Source organism: Phaeobacter sp. JH20_37, assembly GCF_048056015.1.
Lineage (GTDB): Bacteria > Pseudomonadota > Alphaproteobacteria > Rhodobacterales > Rhodobacteraceae > Phaeobacter > Phaeobacter bryozoorum.
Window position 1 is genome coordinate 150,836 of record NZ_JAYMWW010000022.1, and the last position, 15,038, is coordinate 165,873.

18 protein-coding genes are annotated in these 15,038 nt (G+C 60.6%); 8 read left to right on the forward strand and 10 right to left on the reverse strand.

Annotated features, from left to right (window positions below; all coding sequences use genetic code 11):
- Positions 1-113: 113 nt before the first annotated feature.
- From VWZ87_RS18835 to VWZ87_RS18850, 4 genes are read right to left on the reverse strand one after another with little or no spacing between them, the layout of a single operon-like run.
- Positions 114-1,148: a TRAP transporter substrate-binding protein gene (locus tag VWZ87_RS18835; RefSeq protein WP_340547384.1), complete on the reverse strand. Its 1,035-nt coding sequence runs from the start codon at positions 1,146-1,148 to the stop codon at positions 114-116.
- Between the two features lie 51 nt (positions 1,149-1,199).
- Positions 1,200-2,702, reverse strand: coding sequence for a TRAP transporter large permease (locus VWZ87_RS18840; RefSeq protein WP_340547383.1), 1,503 nt, complete (start codon positions 2,700-2,702; stop codon positions 1,200-1,202).
- Positions 2,702-3,298, reverse strand: a complete 597-nt coding sequence (locus VWZ87_RS18845) for a TRAP transporter small permease subunit (protein ID WP_340547382.1) — start codon at positions 3,296-3,298, stop codon at positions 2,702-2,704. The genes VWZ87_RS18840 and VWZ87_RS18845 overlap by 1 nt, the downstream gene beginning before the upstream one ends.
- Positions 3,291-4,100 carry an N-formylglutamate amidohydrolase gene (locus tag VWZ87_RS18850; RefSeq protein WP_416536642.1) on the reverse strand — a complete coding sequence of 270 codons (810 nt, stop codon included), beginning with the start codon at positions 4,098-4,100 and terminating at the stop codon, positions 3,291-3,293. Before VWZ87_RS18850 ends, VWZ87_RS18845 begins: the two co-directional genes overlap by 8 nt.
- A gap of 150 nt (positions 4,101-4,250) precedes the next feature.
- On the opposite strand from VWZ87_RS18850, the gene VWZ87_RS18855 reads away from it, so the two are divergent.
- Positions 4,251-5,123, forward strand: a complete 873-nt coding sequence (locus tag VWZ87_RS18855) for a MurR/RpiR family transcriptional regulator (RefSeq protein WP_340547380.1) — start codon at positions 4,251-4,253, stop codon at positions 5,121-5,123.
- 103 nt (positions 5,124-5,226) lie between these two features.
- Here the strand turns inward: VWZ87_RS18855 and VWZ87_RS18860 are convergent, their stop codons facing one another.
- Positions 5,227-5,541, reverse strand: coding sequence for a hypothetical protein (locus VWZ87_RS18860; RefSeq protein WP_416536643.1), 315 nt, complete (start codon positions 5,539-5,541; stop codon positions 5,227-5,229).
- A gap of 119 nt (positions 5,542-5,660) precedes the next feature.
- Between VWZ87_RS18860 and VWZ87_RS18865 the strand changes: the two genes are divergently transcribed.
- Together VWZ87_RS18865 and VWZ87_RS18870 are read left to right on the forward strand one after the other, a co-directional pair.
- Positions 5,661-5,825: a DUF1328 domain-containing protein gene (locus VWZ87_RS18865; protein ID WP_340547378.1), complete on the forward strand. Its 165-nt coding sequence runs from the start codon at positions 5,661-5,663 to the stop codon at positions 5,823-5,825.
- A gap of 192 nt (positions 5,826-6,017) precedes the next feature.
- Positions 6,018-6,515 carry a Dps family protein gene (locus VWZ87_RS18870; RefSeq protein ID WP_416536644.1) on the forward strand — a complete coding sequence of 166 codons (498 nt, stop codon included), beginning with the start codon at positions 6,018-6,020 and terminating at the stop codon, positions 6,513-6,515.
- 184 nt (positions 6,516-6,699) lie between these two features.
- On the opposite strand, the gene VWZ87_RS18875 is transcribed toward VWZ87_RS18870, so the two are convergent.
- Entirely contained in the window at positions 6,700-7,515 is an 816-nt protein-coding gene (locus VWZ87_RS18875; RefSeq protein ID WP_340547376.1) for a response regulator, read from the reverse strand.
- 96 nt (positions 7,516-7,611) lie between these two features.
- Here VWZ87_RS18875 and VWZ87_RS18880 point away from each other — a divergent pair, with 96 nt between their 5' ends.
- From VWZ87_RS18880 to VWZ87_RS18895, 4 genes are read left to right on the forward strand one after another with little or no spacing between them, the layout of a single operon-like run.
- A complete protein-coding gene (locus tag VWZ87_RS18880) occupies positions 7,612-7,803 on the forward strand; it encodes a NepR family anti-sigma factor (protein WP_416536718.1) in 192 nt (63 codons plus the stop codon).
- The gene (locus VWZ87_RS18885) at positions 7,803-8,348 is read left to right on the forward strand and encodes an RNA polymerase sigma factor (RefSeq protein WP_340547374.1); all 546 of its coding nucleotides are present in this window, start codon (positions 7,803-7,805) and stop codon (positions 8,346-8,348) included. The genes VWZ87_RS18880 and VWZ87_RS18885 overlap by 1 nt, the downstream gene beginning before the upstream one ends.
- Position 8,349: 1 nt before the next feature.
- The gene (locus VWZ87_RS18890; RefSeq protein ID WP_416536645.1) at positions 8,350-10,128 is read left to right on the forward strand and encodes a sensor histidine kinase; all 1,779 of its coding nucleotides are present in this window, start codon (positions 8,350-8,352) and stop codon (positions 10,126-10,128) included.
- On the forward strand, positions 10,103-11,653 hold the full coding sequence (locus VWZ87_RS18895) for a phospholipase D family protein (RefSeq protein WP_416536646.1): 1,551 nt from the start codon (positions 10,103-10,105) through the stop codon (positions 11,651-11,653). The genes VWZ87_RS18890 and VWZ87_RS18895 overlap by 26 nt, the downstream gene beginning before the upstream one ends.
- Positions 11,654-11,718: 65 nt before the next feature.
- Here the strand turns inward: VWZ87_RS18895 and VWZ87_RS18900 are convergent, their stop codons facing one another.
- From VWZ87_RS18900 to VWZ87_RS18915, 4 genes are all read right to left on the reverse strand, one after another.
- Positions 11,719-12,741, reverse strand: coding sequence for an AI-2E family transporter (locus tag VWZ87_RS18900; protein ID WP_340547371.1), 1,023 nt, complete (start codon positions 12,739-12,741; stop codon positions 11,719-11,721).
- Positions 12,742-12,803: 62 nt separating this feature from the next.
- A complete protein-coding gene (locus tag VWZ87_RS18905) occupies positions 12,804-13,547 on the reverse strand; it encodes a hypothetical protein (RefSeq protein ID WP_416536647.1) in 744 nt (247 codons plus the stop codon).
- Positions 13,540-13,950, reverse strand: coding sequence for a phage holin family protein (locus VWZ87_RS18910; RefSeq protein ID WP_416536648.1), 411 nt, complete (start codon positions 13,948-13,950; stop codon positions 13,540-13,542). The genes VWZ87_RS18905 and VWZ87_RS18910 overlap by 8 nt, the downstream gene beginning before the upstream one ends.
- Positions 13,950-14,480 carry a hypothetical protein gene (locus tag VWZ87_RS18915; RefSeq protein WP_416536649.1) on the reverse strand — a complete coding sequence of 177 codons (531 nt, stop codon included), beginning with the start codon at positions 14,478-14,480 and terminating at the stop codon, positions 13,950-13,952. The genes VWZ87_RS18910 and VWZ87_RS18915 overlap by 1 nt, the downstream gene beginning before the upstream one ends.
- A gap of 263 nt (positions 14,481-14,743) precedes the next feature.
- Here VWZ87_RS18915 and VWZ87_RS18920 point away from each other — a divergent pair, with 263 nt between their 5' ends.
- Positions 14,744-14,941: a CsbD family protein gene (locus VWZ87_RS18920; protein WP_340547367.1), complete on the forward strand. Its 198-nt coding sequence runs from the start codon at positions 14,744-14,746 to the stop codon at positions 14,939-14,941.
- Positions 14,942-15,038 lie beyond the last annotated feature (97 nt).

The window sequence follows — 15,038 nt, forward strand, 5'->3', positions numbered from 1 at the left end:
AGCCCTTTGTGTTCTGAGGCCACAACTTTCTGACAAAAAAAGTTGAGCAAATTCCTTGGGAAGGAATTTGGCCCACCGCACGCGGGCCAAATTCGGTTTTCTGTGGCAGCCTTTTAGCCGTAGCGATAGGGGCGGCCGGCCTTCTGCATGTCGGCGTTGTACTTCTTGATGATCTCGACAACGCGCGCTTTGGTCGGGCTTTCGGCGGCGATCTCGTCCCAGAATTTGACGGCGGCGTCTTCGACCTGCTGCCATTCATTGTCCGGAATCGTGGTCAGTTTCATCTTGTCGCCGTTCACACGCAAGGAGGCTTCGCCACCCCAGTACCACCACTGGCGATAATAATGCGACTGATCACAGCAGACACGGAACAGGGTCTGCAGGTCCTCGGGCAGCTCGTTCCAGCGGCCCTGGTTGGCAAAGAAGGAGCCAGCCCAGGCGCCGGAGATGTTGTTGGTCAGGAAGTAGTTGGTCACATCCGCCCAGCCGACGGTGTAATCCTCGGTGATGCCGGACCAGGCGATGCCGTCCAGTTCGCCAGTCTGCATGGCAACTTCGATGTCTTCCCACGGCAGGGTGACCGGCACCACGCCGAACTGGCTCAGGAAACGGCCGGCGGTCGGGAAGGTGAAGACGCGTTTCCCATTGAGGTCGGCCAGCGAGTTGATCGGATCCTTGGTGGCGAAATGGCAGGGGTCCCAGGCGCCTGCCGAGATATGCTTGACGCCGACCTTGGAGTATTCCTCGTCCCAGATCTCGTTCAGACCATATTGGTTGAACAGCACAGGCACATCGAGCGAGTAGCGCGAGGCGAAGGGGAAATAGCCTCCAAAGACAGTGACTTCGGTGGGCGAGGCCATCGAGTCGTCATCCGACTGCACCGCGTCGATCGTGCCGCGCTGCATGGCGCGGAACAGCTCGCCGGTGGGGACCAGCTGGTCGGCATAGTAGAGCTCGATCTGCATGCGGTCGCCTGCGATCTTGTTGAACATGTCGATGGCGGGTTTCACCACATGCTCGGCCAGCGCCGCACCGGCATAGGTCTGCATACGCCAGGTGATTTTCGACTGGGCCAGCGCAGGTGTGGCCAGCGGTGCGGCCAGGGCGCCGACACCGGCGGTCTGTATAAACTTACGTCTTGTCGTCATGTCTCTTCTCCATGTTGAATGTCCGGCCCCCTTGCGGAGCTCTTCTGAGGGTTATTTTCCGTAAACATAGTCCGGCAGCCACAGGGCAATCTGCGGGAACATCATCACCAGGGCGAGTGCGACCACCATGACAGCGGCAAAGGGGATGATTGAGACGTAGATGTCTTTCAGCCCGATTTCCGGTGGCGCCATCGCCCGCATCAGGAACAGGTTGTAGCCAAAGGGCGGCGTCATATAGGCGATCTGGGTGGTGATGGTATAAAGCACACCGTACCAGATCAGATCGAACCCCAGCGCCCCCACAAGCGGCACATAAAGCGGCGCCACGATCACCAGCATCGCGGTGTCATCAAGGAAGGTGCCCATCACGATAAAGCTCAGCTGCATCAGGATCAGGATCATCCAGGGGCTGAGACCCAGCTGCGTGGTGAACAGATCCTCGATCGCCTTCACCGCGCCCAGACCATCAAAAATTGCGCCAAAGCCAAGCGCGGCGAGGATGATCCACATGAACATGCAGGAAATCCCCAGGGTGGAGCGCACCGACGTTTCAAACACCTCCTTGTTCATCCGACCTTTGAGAATGGCCGCGACAAAGGCGGTCATCGCACCAATGGCGGAGCTTTCCACCAGCGAGGTCCAGCCATTCACAAAGGGCACCATCATCGCGGCAAAGATCGCCAAGGGCAGCACGCCGGAGAACAGCAGGCGATATTTTTCCTTCATGAAGACATCATGATAGAAGATCGGAACGCCTCTGGTGACAAATGCCAGAACAGCACCGGCAAGAGCCACGCCCATTGCGGGTTTTGCCTCGATTATGCCCATCTTGACCACCAGCGGCACGAGCACCAGAAGGGCCAGAACAATGTAGTTCAGGCGCAGCGGATGATCGCTGATGCGCTCATATTCGGCGAGATCCTCGGGGCTCATGGCGGGGCCGAGTTCGGGCTGCATCCGGGCGCGCAGATAGATGTAGATGATGAACATGGCCGCCATCAGCAGACCCGGAACAACACCGGCGAGCCAGAGCTGACCAACCGGCTGGCGCGCGATCATCGCATAGAGCACCAGCACGACGGAGGGCGGCACCAGAATGCCGAGGGAGGATCCGGCCTGAATGGTGCCGGTGACCAGCGTCTTGTCATAGCCACGGCGCAAAAGCTCGGGCAGGGCGATGGTGGCGCCGATGGCCATACCAGCCACGGACAGACCGTTCATCGCCGAGATCAGGACCATCAGACCAATGGTGCCAATCGCCAGCCCGCCTTTGACCGGTCCCATCCACACGTGAAACATCCGGTAGAGATCATCTGCGATCTTCGATTCCGACAGGACGTACCCCATGAAGATGAACATTGGCAGCGTGAGCAGAGGATACCATTTCATCAGCTTCATGGCCGCGGAGAAGGGGATTTCACTGCCGCCAGTGCCCCAGAGCAGCAGACCGGCCACAGCGCCGACGAAACCGATTGCGCCAAACACACGCTGACCGGTCATCAGCATCAGCATCATGCCGGCAAACATCATAATGGCGATGAGTTCATAGGACATTAGAAGTCGTCTCCGCGAAGGCGTCCGAGATCACGGAACAATTCAGCAAGGCATTGCAGCAGCATCAGAAAGACGCCGAAACAGAGGATGGTTTTGATCGGCCACATGAAGGGGCGCCACGCGGTGGAACTGCGTTCCAGATAGCCGAGTTTGGCGCTGGCGGCATCGACGCCTTCGCTCACAAGGATTGTCAGCAGCTCTCCGAAGAACTGAAACGGCTCAAGCCCGAAATACCCCAGCGAATAGGCGGTGGAGCTGACGGCGCCATAAAACAGGATCCCCAGGTAGAACATCAGGAACAGCACGGTGACGGCATCGACCATGGCCTTGGTCTTGAGCGACCATGCACCATAGAACAGATCCATCCGTACATTGCTGCCCATCTGGATCGAGTAGGGACCGCCCAGAATATAGTAGGCGACCATGACAAACTGCGCGGTCTCCAGCGTCCAGAGTGACGGGTTGAAAAAGGTCTTTGACACCGAGGACCACAGAAGCACCCCAACCAGCACAAAGATCAGATACATGGCGAAACGGCCAATCACGCGGTTCATCGCGTCGATGGCGCGTACATAGCTCTTGATGGCACTAGGCATTGGCTGCCTCCTTACTGGTCAGCGCGCTCAGGGCCGGGCGCAGCAGACACAGCAATTCGTCTGTCATGGCGGCTTCCTGTTCCGGGGTCTGCAACAGATCGTTACGCACTTCGATCATCACATTGGCCAAACCATTGTTCTGACCATGCAGCACCAGCGAATGTGTGACACCGTCCTGCGGGCCATAGGGCGCGTTGCGCTCGATCTGGCGGTCGGGCAGGGCCGGGGCGGCCTCCAGCATCGCATCGGCCAAGCGGCTGTCCGCATCGTGCAGGATGCCGATTTCGACGCTGCGCGGGGTGCCGTAAAAGATCGGGGTAAAGCTATGGACCGTCACCAGCATCGTCTCGCGGCCTGCGGCCCTGCGATCAGCGATCACCTGCGCCACGGCCGCGCAGAAGGGGGTGTAGACGCTGTCGACCCGTTCGGCCCGCGCCGCCGCATCCAGATCACGGTTGCCGGGGACGTCGATCAGTTCCGATTTCGCGGGCATGGCACTGGCAGCTTCGGGCGGGCGGTTGCAGTCATAGACCAGCCGCGACACCCGGCTTGCGACCAGCGGCGCGTCCAGAGCCACCGATAGACCCTTGGCCACCGCCAATGCGCCGGGATCCCAGGCGGCATGGCTGGCGCGGTCATCCTCCGACAGGCCAAGCCCCTCATACCGCGCCGGAATGTGGTTGCTGGCATGTTCGCACAGCACCAGCACATCGCCGGTGCCCGCTGCATTCCAGATCTCTACTGCCTCGTTGGGCAGTTCCGGTGCGGCGGCAGATGGAGCGTTGGAATCGCTCAGTGACATTGGGCACTCCCTGATTTTGGAAAAATGTTTTCACGTAGGACTTTTTGTGTCAATATATTTTCAGCATCAGTTTGATCCCCTCGTGTCGGGGATGGCCCTGTCTTTGGGGCGGTGCATAAATTGTAGGCAAACCAGAGGGATAGCCGGACAGTGACAAAACCGCCCGCCACCGTGCGCGAACTCATCCGGGAGCAATATGCAACCCTGACCCAGGCAGAGCGCAAATTCGCAAATGCCCTGCTGGCCAATTATCCGGCGGCTGGTCTGGCCTCTATCACCATTGTTGCCGCCAATGCCGATGTGTCGACACCCACCGTGGCGCGCATGGTGCAGAAGCTTGGTTTCAAAGGATATCCGCAGTTCCATCAGGCCCTGCTGAAAGAGCTGGAGGCAAAGGGATCCGGCCCGACCCAGCGCCGGGCCAACTGGGCGTCGGAGGCGCCGGAGGGGCATCTTCTGAACAGATTTGCACAGGCGGTGACCGACAACCTCAGTCAGACCTTTTCCAACGTCGATTCAGAGCAGTTCGATGCGGCGGTCCGGCAGCTGGCCGATACTGAGGGTCGGCTCTATGTGGTTGGCGGGCGCATCACCCGTGCGCTTGCGGATTATGCCTTCACGCATTTTCAGGCCATTCGCCAGCGGGTCACACATATGACCTCCTCCTCGGCGACCTGGCCGCATTACGTGCTGGATATGGTGGAAGGCGACACGCTGCTGATGTTCGACGTCCGCCGCTATGAGACCAACCTGCAACGGCTGGCCGAACTGGCCTCGGAACGGGGGGTGCGGGTGATCCTGATCACCGACCAATGGTCCAGCCCCATCGGATCTGTGGCGGCGCATACCTTCAATTGCTGGGTGGAAATCCCCTCGGCCTGGGACTCGAACATCTCAACCATGATGCTGCTGGAGGCGATGATCTCGGCCGCACAGGAGGAGCGCTGGGACGAGACGCGCGCGCGCTACGAGAAACTCGATACAATCTTCGACACCACGCGGCTGTTTCGCAAATTCACCTGAATCCCCTCGCAGCCGTGGTTGTTCATAGTCAGATGAACGTGTCCAACAGATACAAAAAAGGGAGGCCGCCGGCCTCCCTTTTTTTTCTCGGAATTTAAGTGTTTCAGTAGCGGTTGCGGACCGCAAGGCCGATCAGCACGCCCAGCCCCAGCGCGCCAGCTACGGCAAGCGCCGGATTCTTCTTCACGAATTCCTCACTCTGGGAGGCAAGCTCATTGACGGTCTGGGACGCGGTTTTTGCACCCTCGGCCGCCATCTCACGGACCGCCTGAGCATTGCGTACCGCCATATCCTCCAGCTGTTCGCCAACTTCTTTGGCTTTTGCCGCAATCGGCTGGGACGCCTCTGTGAGGGTGTCCTGCTTGCGTCGCGCAGCGGTCGATTTCTTCGGTTCAGTCTGTGTCTGAGTTGCAGCCATGATGAAGTCTCCTTTCCACCACTCAACGTGCGCCGAGCCGCGAAAGTTCCATGGAACCATCGCCGCGTGGTCTGAGTTGGGACGGTATCACAGCACGACATGATATGAAGGAGAGGACCATGCTCTACTGGGCTTTGCTATTCTTTGTTGTCGCAGTCATCGCTGGCCTCTTCGGCTTTGGCGGTGTGGCGTCTGCCTCTGCCGGGATCGCGCAGATTTTGTTCTTCGTGTTCCTTGTACTCTTTGCCATCGCCATGGTGGTTCGGGTGGTAAAGGGCAGATAGCGTGGAGACGACAATGCGAAAGCGATAAGGGGCGGATGCTGTGGCGTCCGCCCATTTTCGTTGCTCATCTGTCCCCGGCGTCTGCGCGCCTGACATCGGTGAGAAGGTCTGACACCGGCGAGAAATATGGGAACCTCTGTCAGGAGCACACGTTGGGGTGGTGAGACCGACATAGACAAAGGAGATGATGAGATGAGCGAAGCGCTTTCAGTTGTGCCCAGCCGTGATGACGTTAGCACCGGTGTCCGTGACACCTCGGTGATCGCCAGCGGGCTGGCCGATGTGCTGGCCGATACCTATCGCCTCGTGTTCAAGACCCATGCCTATCACTGGAACGTCGAAGGGCCGGCCTTCTACTCGGTCCATAAGCTGACCGAAGAGCAATATGAGAATATGTTTGCAGCGACCGACGAGCTGGCGGAACGGATCCGCGCGCTGGGGCATCTGGCGCCGTCGAGCCTTGCCGATATCGTCAGCCGTTCGAAGCTTGAAGACAAAACCGGCTCGCTGACGGCTGCGGATTTGGTCGAGGATCTCGCTCATTGCCATGAACGTGTCGCGCACCGCCTTCATGCGCTGGCCGAGCTGGCGGGCGATCGCAAGGATATCGTTACCGAGGATCTGGCGACGGCGCGCTCCGCCTTTCACGAGCAGGCCGCCTGGATGCTGCGCGCCATCGCCAAAGGCTGAGGCCTGACGAAAGCTTAGGCGCCGCTTGACAGGGTGATCCGGGACGAGAGACGCGCGCGGCGGTGATCCCGGCGCGGCGGCGATCTCAAGCGAAAAAGCGGAAAACATCCGCAACGCCGTCCAGACACAAAAATAGCCGCCTGATCACAGGCGGCTATTTGATCGAAACAGGTTTGCGCCTGGTTCAGGCCTTCAACGTCTCGGTTGAGGAGAAGAACATCGCCTGGCTGACCGCCGAGCGAACCTGATCCTCGGTATAGGGCTTCGAAATCAGGAAGGCAGGTTCCGGCCCTTCGCCGGTCAGCAGCCTTTCGGGGAAGGCAGTGATAAAGATCACGGGGCAGTCGAAATGATTTTCAAGGATCTTGTTCACCGCATCAATGCCGCTGGAGTTATCCGCAAGCTGGATATCCGACAGGATCAGATCCGGTGTCTCTTCCCTTGCGAGTTTCAGCGCGGCATCTTCAGTCCGGGCAATGCCGGTCACCCGATGTCCCATTTCGCTGACGATCCCTTCAAGATCCATCGAAATGATCGCCTCATCCTCGATGATCATGATGCGACCCGATGTGGATTTCGACATCTCCTGATAGGCGATCTTCACCAGTTCACTTGCTTCATCGGCGCCGATTTCCATGATCTGCGCCACCTCTGCGGTGCTGAAATCCTCAATCGTGTGAAGCAGAAGCGCCTCGCGGGTATTTGGGGTAAGCGCACGCAGATGCTTCTGCGCCTGGGTCTCCAGCCCGCTGTCGGGCATATCCAGCTCAACCGGGGCACCGCTGGAACTCCAGATAACATGGAAAGCGCGGAACAAAGCCACCTTTGCTTTCAGCTCAGCCTCATAGCGGTCCGGCTCGGCCAGGATCGCCTCCAGAGTTGCAAGGGCATAGGTGTCACCGCTGGTCTGGCTACCTGTCAGGGCCCGCGCATAACGGCGCAGGAACGGCAGGTTAGACCCGATCTGATTAGCAAGAATTTCTCCTGTCGGGGCGGTCATTTGATATGTCCCTTTTTTTCTGAATACATATGGAACCATACGTCTGGTCACTGCGTTTGGTTCCAGAGTGTGCGTAAAAAAATATAGTTGGATCGTATGGAAAAGCACAAGGCAACAGAAAAACGCGGCGACGCGATCGAGCGAGAGATCGACAGCAACCTGAAAAAGGCGTTTGATACGCTTGCGTCGGAGCCCATCCCCGACCGGTTCGCAAATCTTCTCGACCAGCTGAAAGCCAAGGGCGCAGCGCCGATCAAAAGCGCAAATCGTGATGAGGATGACTCCTGATGGGCGATCCCAGAGACGAGCTGGTGGACCACCTTGGTGCCATGCGTGCGTTTGCCATCAGTCTGACCCGGAATACGGCCATGGCCGATGATCTGGTGCAGGATACCTTGGTGAAAGCCTGGACCAATATCGACAAATTCGAGGAAGGCTCCAATATGCGGGCCTGGCTCTTTACGATCCTGCGCAACACGTATTACTCTCTACGCCGTAAACGCCGCCGCGAGGTGGAGGACGGCGATGGCGTCCTGTCCGAGCAGCTTTCGCAGAAACCTGATCATGACGGGCGCTTGAACATGCGCGATTTCAACAAAGCTTTCGAACAGCTGAACGATGAACAGCGCGAGGCGCTGATCCTGGTTGGCGCCGGCGGGTTTTCTTATGAGGAGGCCGCAGAAACCTGCGGCGTCAAGGTCGGCACGATCAAGAGCCGGGTGAACAGAGGCCGGGCGCGGTTGGCCGAGCTGATGAATCTGAGCGAAAACGAGCCGCTGGAGCTAACCGACACCGTAACTGCAGGCATCGTGTCGCAGCAAAGCGTGGCCTGATATGAAACTGGGGCGGGCACTGGCTGGCGGGCTGTTTTTTCGGCTCGCCGCTCTCATGACCTTGGCATTGCTGCCATTGGGCATGATTGCCATCTATCAGACCTACACGGTGATAGATGAGGCCGCGCGCCTGTCCCGGATGGCCATTCTTGCCCGCACCGAACGGGCCGCTATGGGAGAGCGGGAGCTGTTGCAACGCACCAGCGGCGCCGCTGACGCCCTGGCGGCGGCCACCCTGCCGCTGCGCAATCAGCCAGCGGCCTGCAACCTCGCCCTGGCCGCCTTTGTCAAAGCGCAGCCGACCTATTCCTTTGCAGGCCTTGTCACGCCCGAGGGGCAGCCGGTCTGCAGTTCCAAGGATGTGGGCGCCGCGATCGCCGAAACAGCATTTTTTGCAAAAGCGGTCGCGCGCGGCGCGCTGACCTATGGGGTGGGGCGCAGCCTTGATGGAAATGGGGATTTCGAACTCTCATTGACAACGCCGGTTCGCGAAGGTGGCGAAATCGTCGGCTATCTGACCCTCGCCATTCCGAAAAGATTGACCAGCGCGTTTTTCACCGAGAGCTGGCAACTGGAAGGCATCCGTTTTGCCACAATTGATCGGGACGGCGATATCCTGTCCTCTTCGGAGCCGCTGCCTCAGGCCGGGTTGATGCTGCCCCAGACACCCGCGCAGTCGGATCTGATCAGGCGGTCTGGCGACACGTTCTTTGCAACGTCAAAATCCCAGGAAGAACGGTTCTTCGCGGTGAGCGACATCGTTCCGGGCGAGGTCGCCGTTGTGGGAAGCTGGCCAGCTGCACAGGCGCAGATGGCAACAGGCATGGGCGGCTGGGCCTTCACCCTGGCCTTTCCGGTGTTGATGTGGCTCGCAGGCATGGTCGTCGGCGTATTTGGCCTGCATCGTCTTGTTATCCGCCATCTCAGTGACCTGCGCGCAGCCATGCGGCGCTATGCGCTAGGCGAGCGGAAACAGGCCCAGCTGGATCTGGTGAACCCGCCGCGCGAATTCGCCGAGGCCCAGCAGTCCTTTAACCGCATGGTGATGATCCTCAGCAAGGCCGAAGAACGCCGGGAGATCGACCTGCGCGAGAAAACCGTGCTCCTGCGCGAGGTGCATCACCGGGTAAAGAACAACCTCCAGCTCATCGCCTCGATCATGAACATGCAGGCAAGATCGGCGCGCTCGGACGAGGCGCGCAACGTGCTTGCCCAGCTTCAGCGCCGGGTGCGTGGGCTGGCGGCGATTCACCGGTCCCTGAACACCAATCCAGATGTCACCACCGTGGATGCGGCCGAGCTTATTACGGCTCTGGCCAAGGAGATTGCCTCCCTGTCGCATGGGCGCGACGGCGCGGTCGCCATCGAAACAGATCTAGCCTCGGTCCAGCTTAATCAGGACGATGCGGTGAATCTGTCGATGCTGGTGGCCGAAACGCTCACCAATGCTGTCAGATTTGCGGGTGTAGACGGCGACGGGCGACGCGTTGTTGGTGTCTCCTTTGCAGAACAGGAAGGCGGCTACTGCCGTCTTACCATCCGCAACGCGCTGGACCCGCAGAACGGGACCGAAAGCGAAGAGCGCCAGTTCACCAGCGGGCTCGGCGCCCGGCTTATCAAGGCCTTCGTCGCACAGCTCGAGGGTGAGGCCAAGACGACGGAAACAGAGACAGAATTTACCTATGAGGTCGTCTTTCCGCATAGCGACGACACGGTGGCACAGGGGCTTGCGGAAAAAAGGGGTGCGAACGACAATGCCGACCTGCGAAACACAGGATGACGCGGCGACGGATCCAGAGGTCTTTGAGGTTCTGGTGACCGCTGCCGAGGCATGGCCTGCGTTTGAGCGGGCGGTGCTCAGCGCCAAAACAGAGGTGCGTGCCAGTTTCCGTATTTTCGACTTCTCTACCGCATTGCTGAGCGACGAGGCGCGCGCTATCGGCGAGACATGGGCGGATCTGGTCGAACATGTGGTTGCCCGAGGTGTGCATTTTCATCTGGTTGTCAGCGATTTCGACCCGGTGATGGGCCAGGAACTGCATCAGAAAACCAAACGCACCGTGGCGCAGGCGCAGGAAATCGCCGTGCGCCTCGCGCGCCGCGCGACCGATGATCCGGTCGGTGACCTTCATGTCGAGGGCGCGCTGCATCCGGCGCGGGCAGGTCTGTTGCCACGGTTGGCCTTTGGCCCGTTCATCAAGATGAAGAAGAACAAGATCTCGGACCGCAGGCCAACCGGACCAGCAGGCGCCACCGGGTTCCCCAGTCGTGGCCTGTCCGATACCCCCGACGATGGTCTTCTTCCCGAAGTGCGCCCGGTCACCCACCATCAGAAGCTGGCGGTGATCGACGAAACCCTACTCTATGTCGGCGGGCTGGATCTCAACGAGCGCCGCCGCGATACGCTGGAGCATGATGAGCCGTCACAGCAGACCTGGGCAGATGTCCAGGTGCTGGTCAGCGGCCCCGAGGCCCGCGAGGCCGCGCAGCATTTGCGGCATTTTCAACGCTATGTCGCGGGCAAGGAAAACCCGCCCGAAGGCAAATTGATCCGCCGGACGATTTCCGCGCCGCGTCGTTTCGGATTCTGGGCGCTGTCCCCCCGCACGGTATTGCGCGAGATCGAAGAGGATTATCTCGCCGCCTTCGAACGCGCCGAACATCTGATCTATCTCGAAACCCAGTTTCTGCGCTCCAGCGTACTGGCAGACGGGCTTGCCGCTGCCGCCAGACGTAAACCGGACCTCTCTCTTATTCTGGTGCTGCCCGCGCTGCCCGATGATGTGGCTTTTGAGGGCAACCGGGATCTGGATGCGCGCTATGGTATGGCCTTGCAGGGGCAGGCGCTGGACACATTGCAAGCAGCTTTTGGCAGCCGCGCGACCATCGCCAGCCCGGTACAGCCGATCCTGGCCGATCGCGAGGCGCCCTCAGTGCTGGCAGGCTCACCTGTGATCTATGTCCACAGCAAGGTGCTGATTGTTGACGATAGTTTTGCGATGGTCGGGTCTGCGAACATGAACGGGCGGTCGATGCGCTGGGACACTGAGGTGGCGCTGCGCATCACCCGCAAGGACCGCGTGGCCGAAACCTGGCGCGCGATGTGCAACCACTGGTGGGATCAGGGCCAGATGCCGGATGAGGCGCGCAGGCTGGAGACAGCGTCGGACTGGTGGCGCGCAGAGGTCGCACGCAATGGCCTGCGCCTGCCGGAGTCGCGCAACGGCTTTCTGGTGCCCCATGATCCGGACAAAATGGCCGATCTTCAGCAACCCCTTCCGGGCGCGACCGAGGATGTGGTCTGACCCGACGGGATGACAGGGCCTGATGGCGCGACTGGGGCGCGCAGGCGGCGGCCCGGTGGTCTGGCTCAACTTGGCTGGGTATCGGGGCCTTGTGACCGGCGTGCCTCTGAGGAGGCGCGCAGCAACTGACCGGCCCACAGCAACGTCGGCAGCGCCACGATCGCGCCCACCGGACCCCAGATCCACAGGCCAAAGACAATTGCGAGAAACACCACCAGCGGGCTCAGATGTAGCTGATGACCGACAAAAGCCGGGGTGACAAACTGCGCCTCGATAAGGTTCAGCCCAAGGAACAATGCCGGCGGCAGCAGCGCCGCCGCACCGCCAAGCTGGGTCATCCCGACGAATGTCAGGCCGGTGATCATCATCAACGGGCCGAGATACAGGATGAAGTTCAGCAGCATGGCCGCCAGCCCCCAGATCAGCGCGCTGTCGATGCCGATCACGGCAAGGCCGATTGCGGTGGCGACACCAAGCCCTGCGTTGACGATCGTCACAGCAGCGAAGTAGCGCGCCACCTCATGTTCCGCGCGGTAGAGCCGTTTGCCCAATGCCCCCGCAGCAGCATAGATATCCGTACGTGTCAGCACGAAGAAGAACAGCGTGCCGATGAAGATAAACACCTGCGCACCAAAGTTGGGCGCCACCCAGAGCGCATCCATCAGCGTCGGAAACCCGCTGGCCACATCCGCCTCGGCGCCGCGTGTCCCGACGGTTTGTTCAATCTCCTGGCTGATGGCTTCGATGCCGCGCAGGAGGCCGGACATCATGTAGACCCAGCTTTTGATTTCACGTTTGATTTTGGGGAGATCTTCAACAACGCCCGAGATCAGAGGCTCCAGCGACAGGAATAGCAGCACGATGATGGCGCAGGAGAATAGCAGAAGGCTGCTCGCGACGATCACGCGGGCCACGCCAATGCCCTGTAGCCGGTCGGCAATCGGTGAGACGACAATTCCCACCACCACGGCAAATATGATGGGCGCAAGGATCGGTTTGGATACATAGAGTGCAAGGCCGAGGGCAAGTGCCGTCAGAATGAGCAGCATCATGCGCGCCGCACGGTCGGACAGCATCGAATTGAGCATGGCGAATGGCCTTGTCTGAGAGAAAACCCTCCGGCCCGGTCGGGCCAGAGGGGAGGTTAGCGTCAGTTCAGCGAGGCTTCCAGCGCCTCGCGGCCTTGGCTGAGCTGGTCGTGCAGCGCGGTCTCGCCTTTGTTGGCCAGCTTGCGTAACTCCTGTTGCAGGGTGTCGCGCGCCTCAGCCATCAGGGCGTCGCGTTTGGCGCCCAGCAGTTCATCTTCCTGCCGGGTTTGCGGCAGCAGGGCCGCGACAATCGCACCAAGGCCAAAGGCGAGACCGCCGGCAACCAGTGGCTGCGCTGCGATGCCATCCTGTGACGCGCGGCTGAGCTTTGCGGCTCTGCGTTCCAGTTCTTCCTGGATCTGGATCGCTGAAAGACGTGCCTTTCGCACCTGCTTGCGCGCTTTGGGAGGCAGTTTGTCCAGCCCGTGGTCCAGCGCCGCACGCAGACGCCTGGCGCTGGGGCTTTTGCGCTGGCCCGCATCGGGGCTGGGTACGTGAGCCATCTCAGCGCTGGTCGCCGCGGCCGCCGGTTGCGCCTGTCCTTCCGGATCACGTCGCTTGCCGGCTCCCGACATCAGCAGCGCGATGCCGGTGCCGACGAGCGCCAGCGCGGCCGGGTTGGCACGCGCGGTCGACCACAGCTGCTGCGAAATCTCACCGCCATATTGCGATGCGGTTGCAGAAACTTCCGTCGCGATGCGCTCCGGCGACAGGCTCGCCGCCAATGTGTCGAGGGATTTGGACAGCGCCACCCGGTCACGGGCGATTTCGGTCTCAAGCTCGGTCAGATCGGTATCATCAGACATGGCGTGTGGTCTCCTTCAAGGTCTTGAGGTCGCGTTGCACGTTCCGCAGGCTGCGATCCGGCATAAGGGCTGAGGGTGACAGGCGGTTGACGCCCAGCATAACCAGCCCCACGGCAAGGGCGATCAACGGCCCGCCGACGATCAGCGCGGCGGTCCCGACGCTAAGGCCCATAGCGGTGATCGCGGCGACAAGCGCGGCTGCAAGGACATGCAGCCCCACAATGGCCAGCACGGCACCCACCGCGATCATCGCGATGGCAACACCGGCGCGCGACAGGTTGCGCGACAGTTCTGCCCGCGCCAGTCGCAACTCGTCCTGAACCAGCTGCGACATCTGTTTGAGCACGGTCACCAGCAGTCCCGGCGCCTGTGACGGGCTGGCAGAGGTGTTCTGATTTTCCATCACGAAACCCTCCGCGTCGGGCTCTCCGTCATGCCGCCACGGCTGTAGTCACTGTCGCTGGCCGGGGAGCCGTCACCGGTCTCATAGGCGGCCCATGGGTCGCCTGTTGCGTCATCGGCGACGGCGCGATCGGACGTGGCGTCCGGCGCTGTCGACTTCAGGAACCGGGTTGCGGCAAAGCCGAGAAGCGCAGCCCCCCCCAGAAACAGCATCGGGTTCTTGCGGGCAAAAGCGCCGGTATCGCGCAGTACTTTTTCCAGATCGGCTGTCCGGATGGTATCCGCAACCTGCTCCAGCCCCTGAGCCAGCTGCTGGGCGGCCTGAGCCTGAAGCGAGCCTTGCGGCAGCTCGGAAGCAGCGGCATCAGCAGCACGCGCAACGGCGGCGGCCTCACCTGCGGCTTTGCTCTGGGCCTGTTCCGCGCGTGCTCTGGCCTCGCTGCGCAGCGTCTCCTGCGCCTGTTCCGCGAGTTCCGTCGCATGTGTCTTGGCGCGCTCGATGTGGCGTGAAGTCGTGTGTTGATCGGTCATGTGCCTCTCCCGTTCTGTTTGGATGGCTTGTGATCCCAACGCGGCCTGCGACGGTTGGTTCCCGATCTCTCTGGACTTCTGTCTGTTCCACCTCGCGGTGCCCAACGCGCGATCATGAACGCCGATTTGGCAGCGCCCTCTGGGACGCGGACTCCAGAGCAGTCTTCGCGATCGGCGATAGCACACCGGCGGATTTTTCCGGGAACCAAGCCGATACCGGCACGTTGACTAGGCGACGATACCCAAATGACAGGAGCCAAGACATGAACGAGCAACAGATCAAAGGGAACTGGGCAACCCTGAAGGGCAAATTCCATGAGGCCTATGGCGATTTGACAGATGATGATGTCGAGAAGGCCAAGGGCGACCGCGAGCAGCTGCTTGGCCTGTTGCAAACGAAATATGGCAAGGCCCGCGAAGAAGCTGAGCGCGAGTTGGATAAGTTCTTCGCCTCGGTCTGACCCCTCCATCTGATGTCCTGTGGTTTGGCTGCCGGACAGGCGGCCGCAAACTGCGCGGGGTGAAACTCTGACCCCGCCTATCGAATTGAGACGAAAG

Coding starts and splice junctions, on each gene's coding strand:
- VWZ87_RS18915 (WP_416536649.1), bottom strand. CDS start 14,480: ATGACCGATCAACACACGACTTCACGCCACATCGAGCGCGCCAAGACA.
- VWZ87_RS18880 (WP_416536718.1), top strand. CDS start 7,612: ATGGAAAAGCACAAGGCAACAGAAAAACGCGGCGACGCGATCGAGCGA.
- VWZ87_RS18865 (WP_340547378.1), top strand. CDS start 5,661: ATGCTCTACTGGGCTTTGCTATTCTTTGTTGTCGCAGTCATCGCTGGC.
- VWZ87_RS18845 (WP_340547382.1), bottom strand. CDS start 3,298: ATGCCTAGTGCCATCAAGAGCTATGTACGCGCCATCGACGCGATGAAC.
- VWZ87_RS18900 (WP_340547371.1), bottom strand. CDS start 12,741: ATGCTCAATTCGATGCTGTCCGACCGTGCGGCGCGCATGATGCTGCTC.
- VWZ87_RS18875 (WP_340547376.1), bottom strand. CDS start 7,515: ATGACCGCCCCGACAGGAGAAATTCTTGCTAATCAGATCGGGTCTAAC.
- VWZ87_RS18885 (WP_340547374.1), top strand. CDS start 7,803: ATGGGCGATCCCAGAGACGAGCTGGTGGACCACCTTGGTGCCATGCGT.
- VWZ87_RS18920 (WP_340547367.1), top strand. CDS start 14,744: ATGAACGAGCAACAGATCAAAGGGAACTGGGCAACCCTGAAGGGCAAA.
- VWZ87_RS18850 (WP_416536642.1), bottom strand. CDS start 4,100: ATGTCACTGAGCGATTCCAACGCTCCATCTGCCGCCGCACCGGAACTG.
- VWZ87_RS18860 (WP_416536643.1), bottom strand. CDS start 5,541: ATGGCTGCAACTCAGACACAGACTGAACCGAAGAAATCGACCGCTGCG.
- VWZ87_RS18890 (WP_416536645.1), top strand. CDS start 8,350: ATGAAACTGGGGCGGGCACTGGCTGGCGGGCTGTTTTTTCGGCTCGCC.
- VWZ87_RS18840 (WP_340547383.1), bottom strand. CDS start 2,702: ATGTCCTATGAACTCATCGCCATTATGATGTTTGCCGGCATGATGCTG.
- VWZ87_RS18835 (WP_340547384.1), bottom strand. CDS start 1,148: ATGACGACAAGACGTAAGTTTATACAGACCGCCGGTGTCGGCGCCCTG.
- VWZ87_RS18895 (WP_416536646.1), top strand. CDS start 10,103: ATGCCGACCTGCGAAACACAGGATGACGCGGCGACGGATCCAGAGGTC.
- VWZ87_RS18870 (WP_416536644.1), top strand. CDS start 6,018: ATGAGCGAAGCGCTTTCAGTTGTGCCCAGCCGTGATGACGTTAGCACC.
- VWZ87_RS18905 (WP_416536647.1), bottom strand. CDS start 13,547: ATGTCTGATGATACCGATCTGACCGAGCTTGAGACCGAAATCGCCCGT.
- VWZ87_RS18910 (WP_416536648.1), bottom strand. CDS start 13,950: ATGGAAAATCAGAACACCTCTGCCAGCCCGTCACAGGCGCCGGGACTG.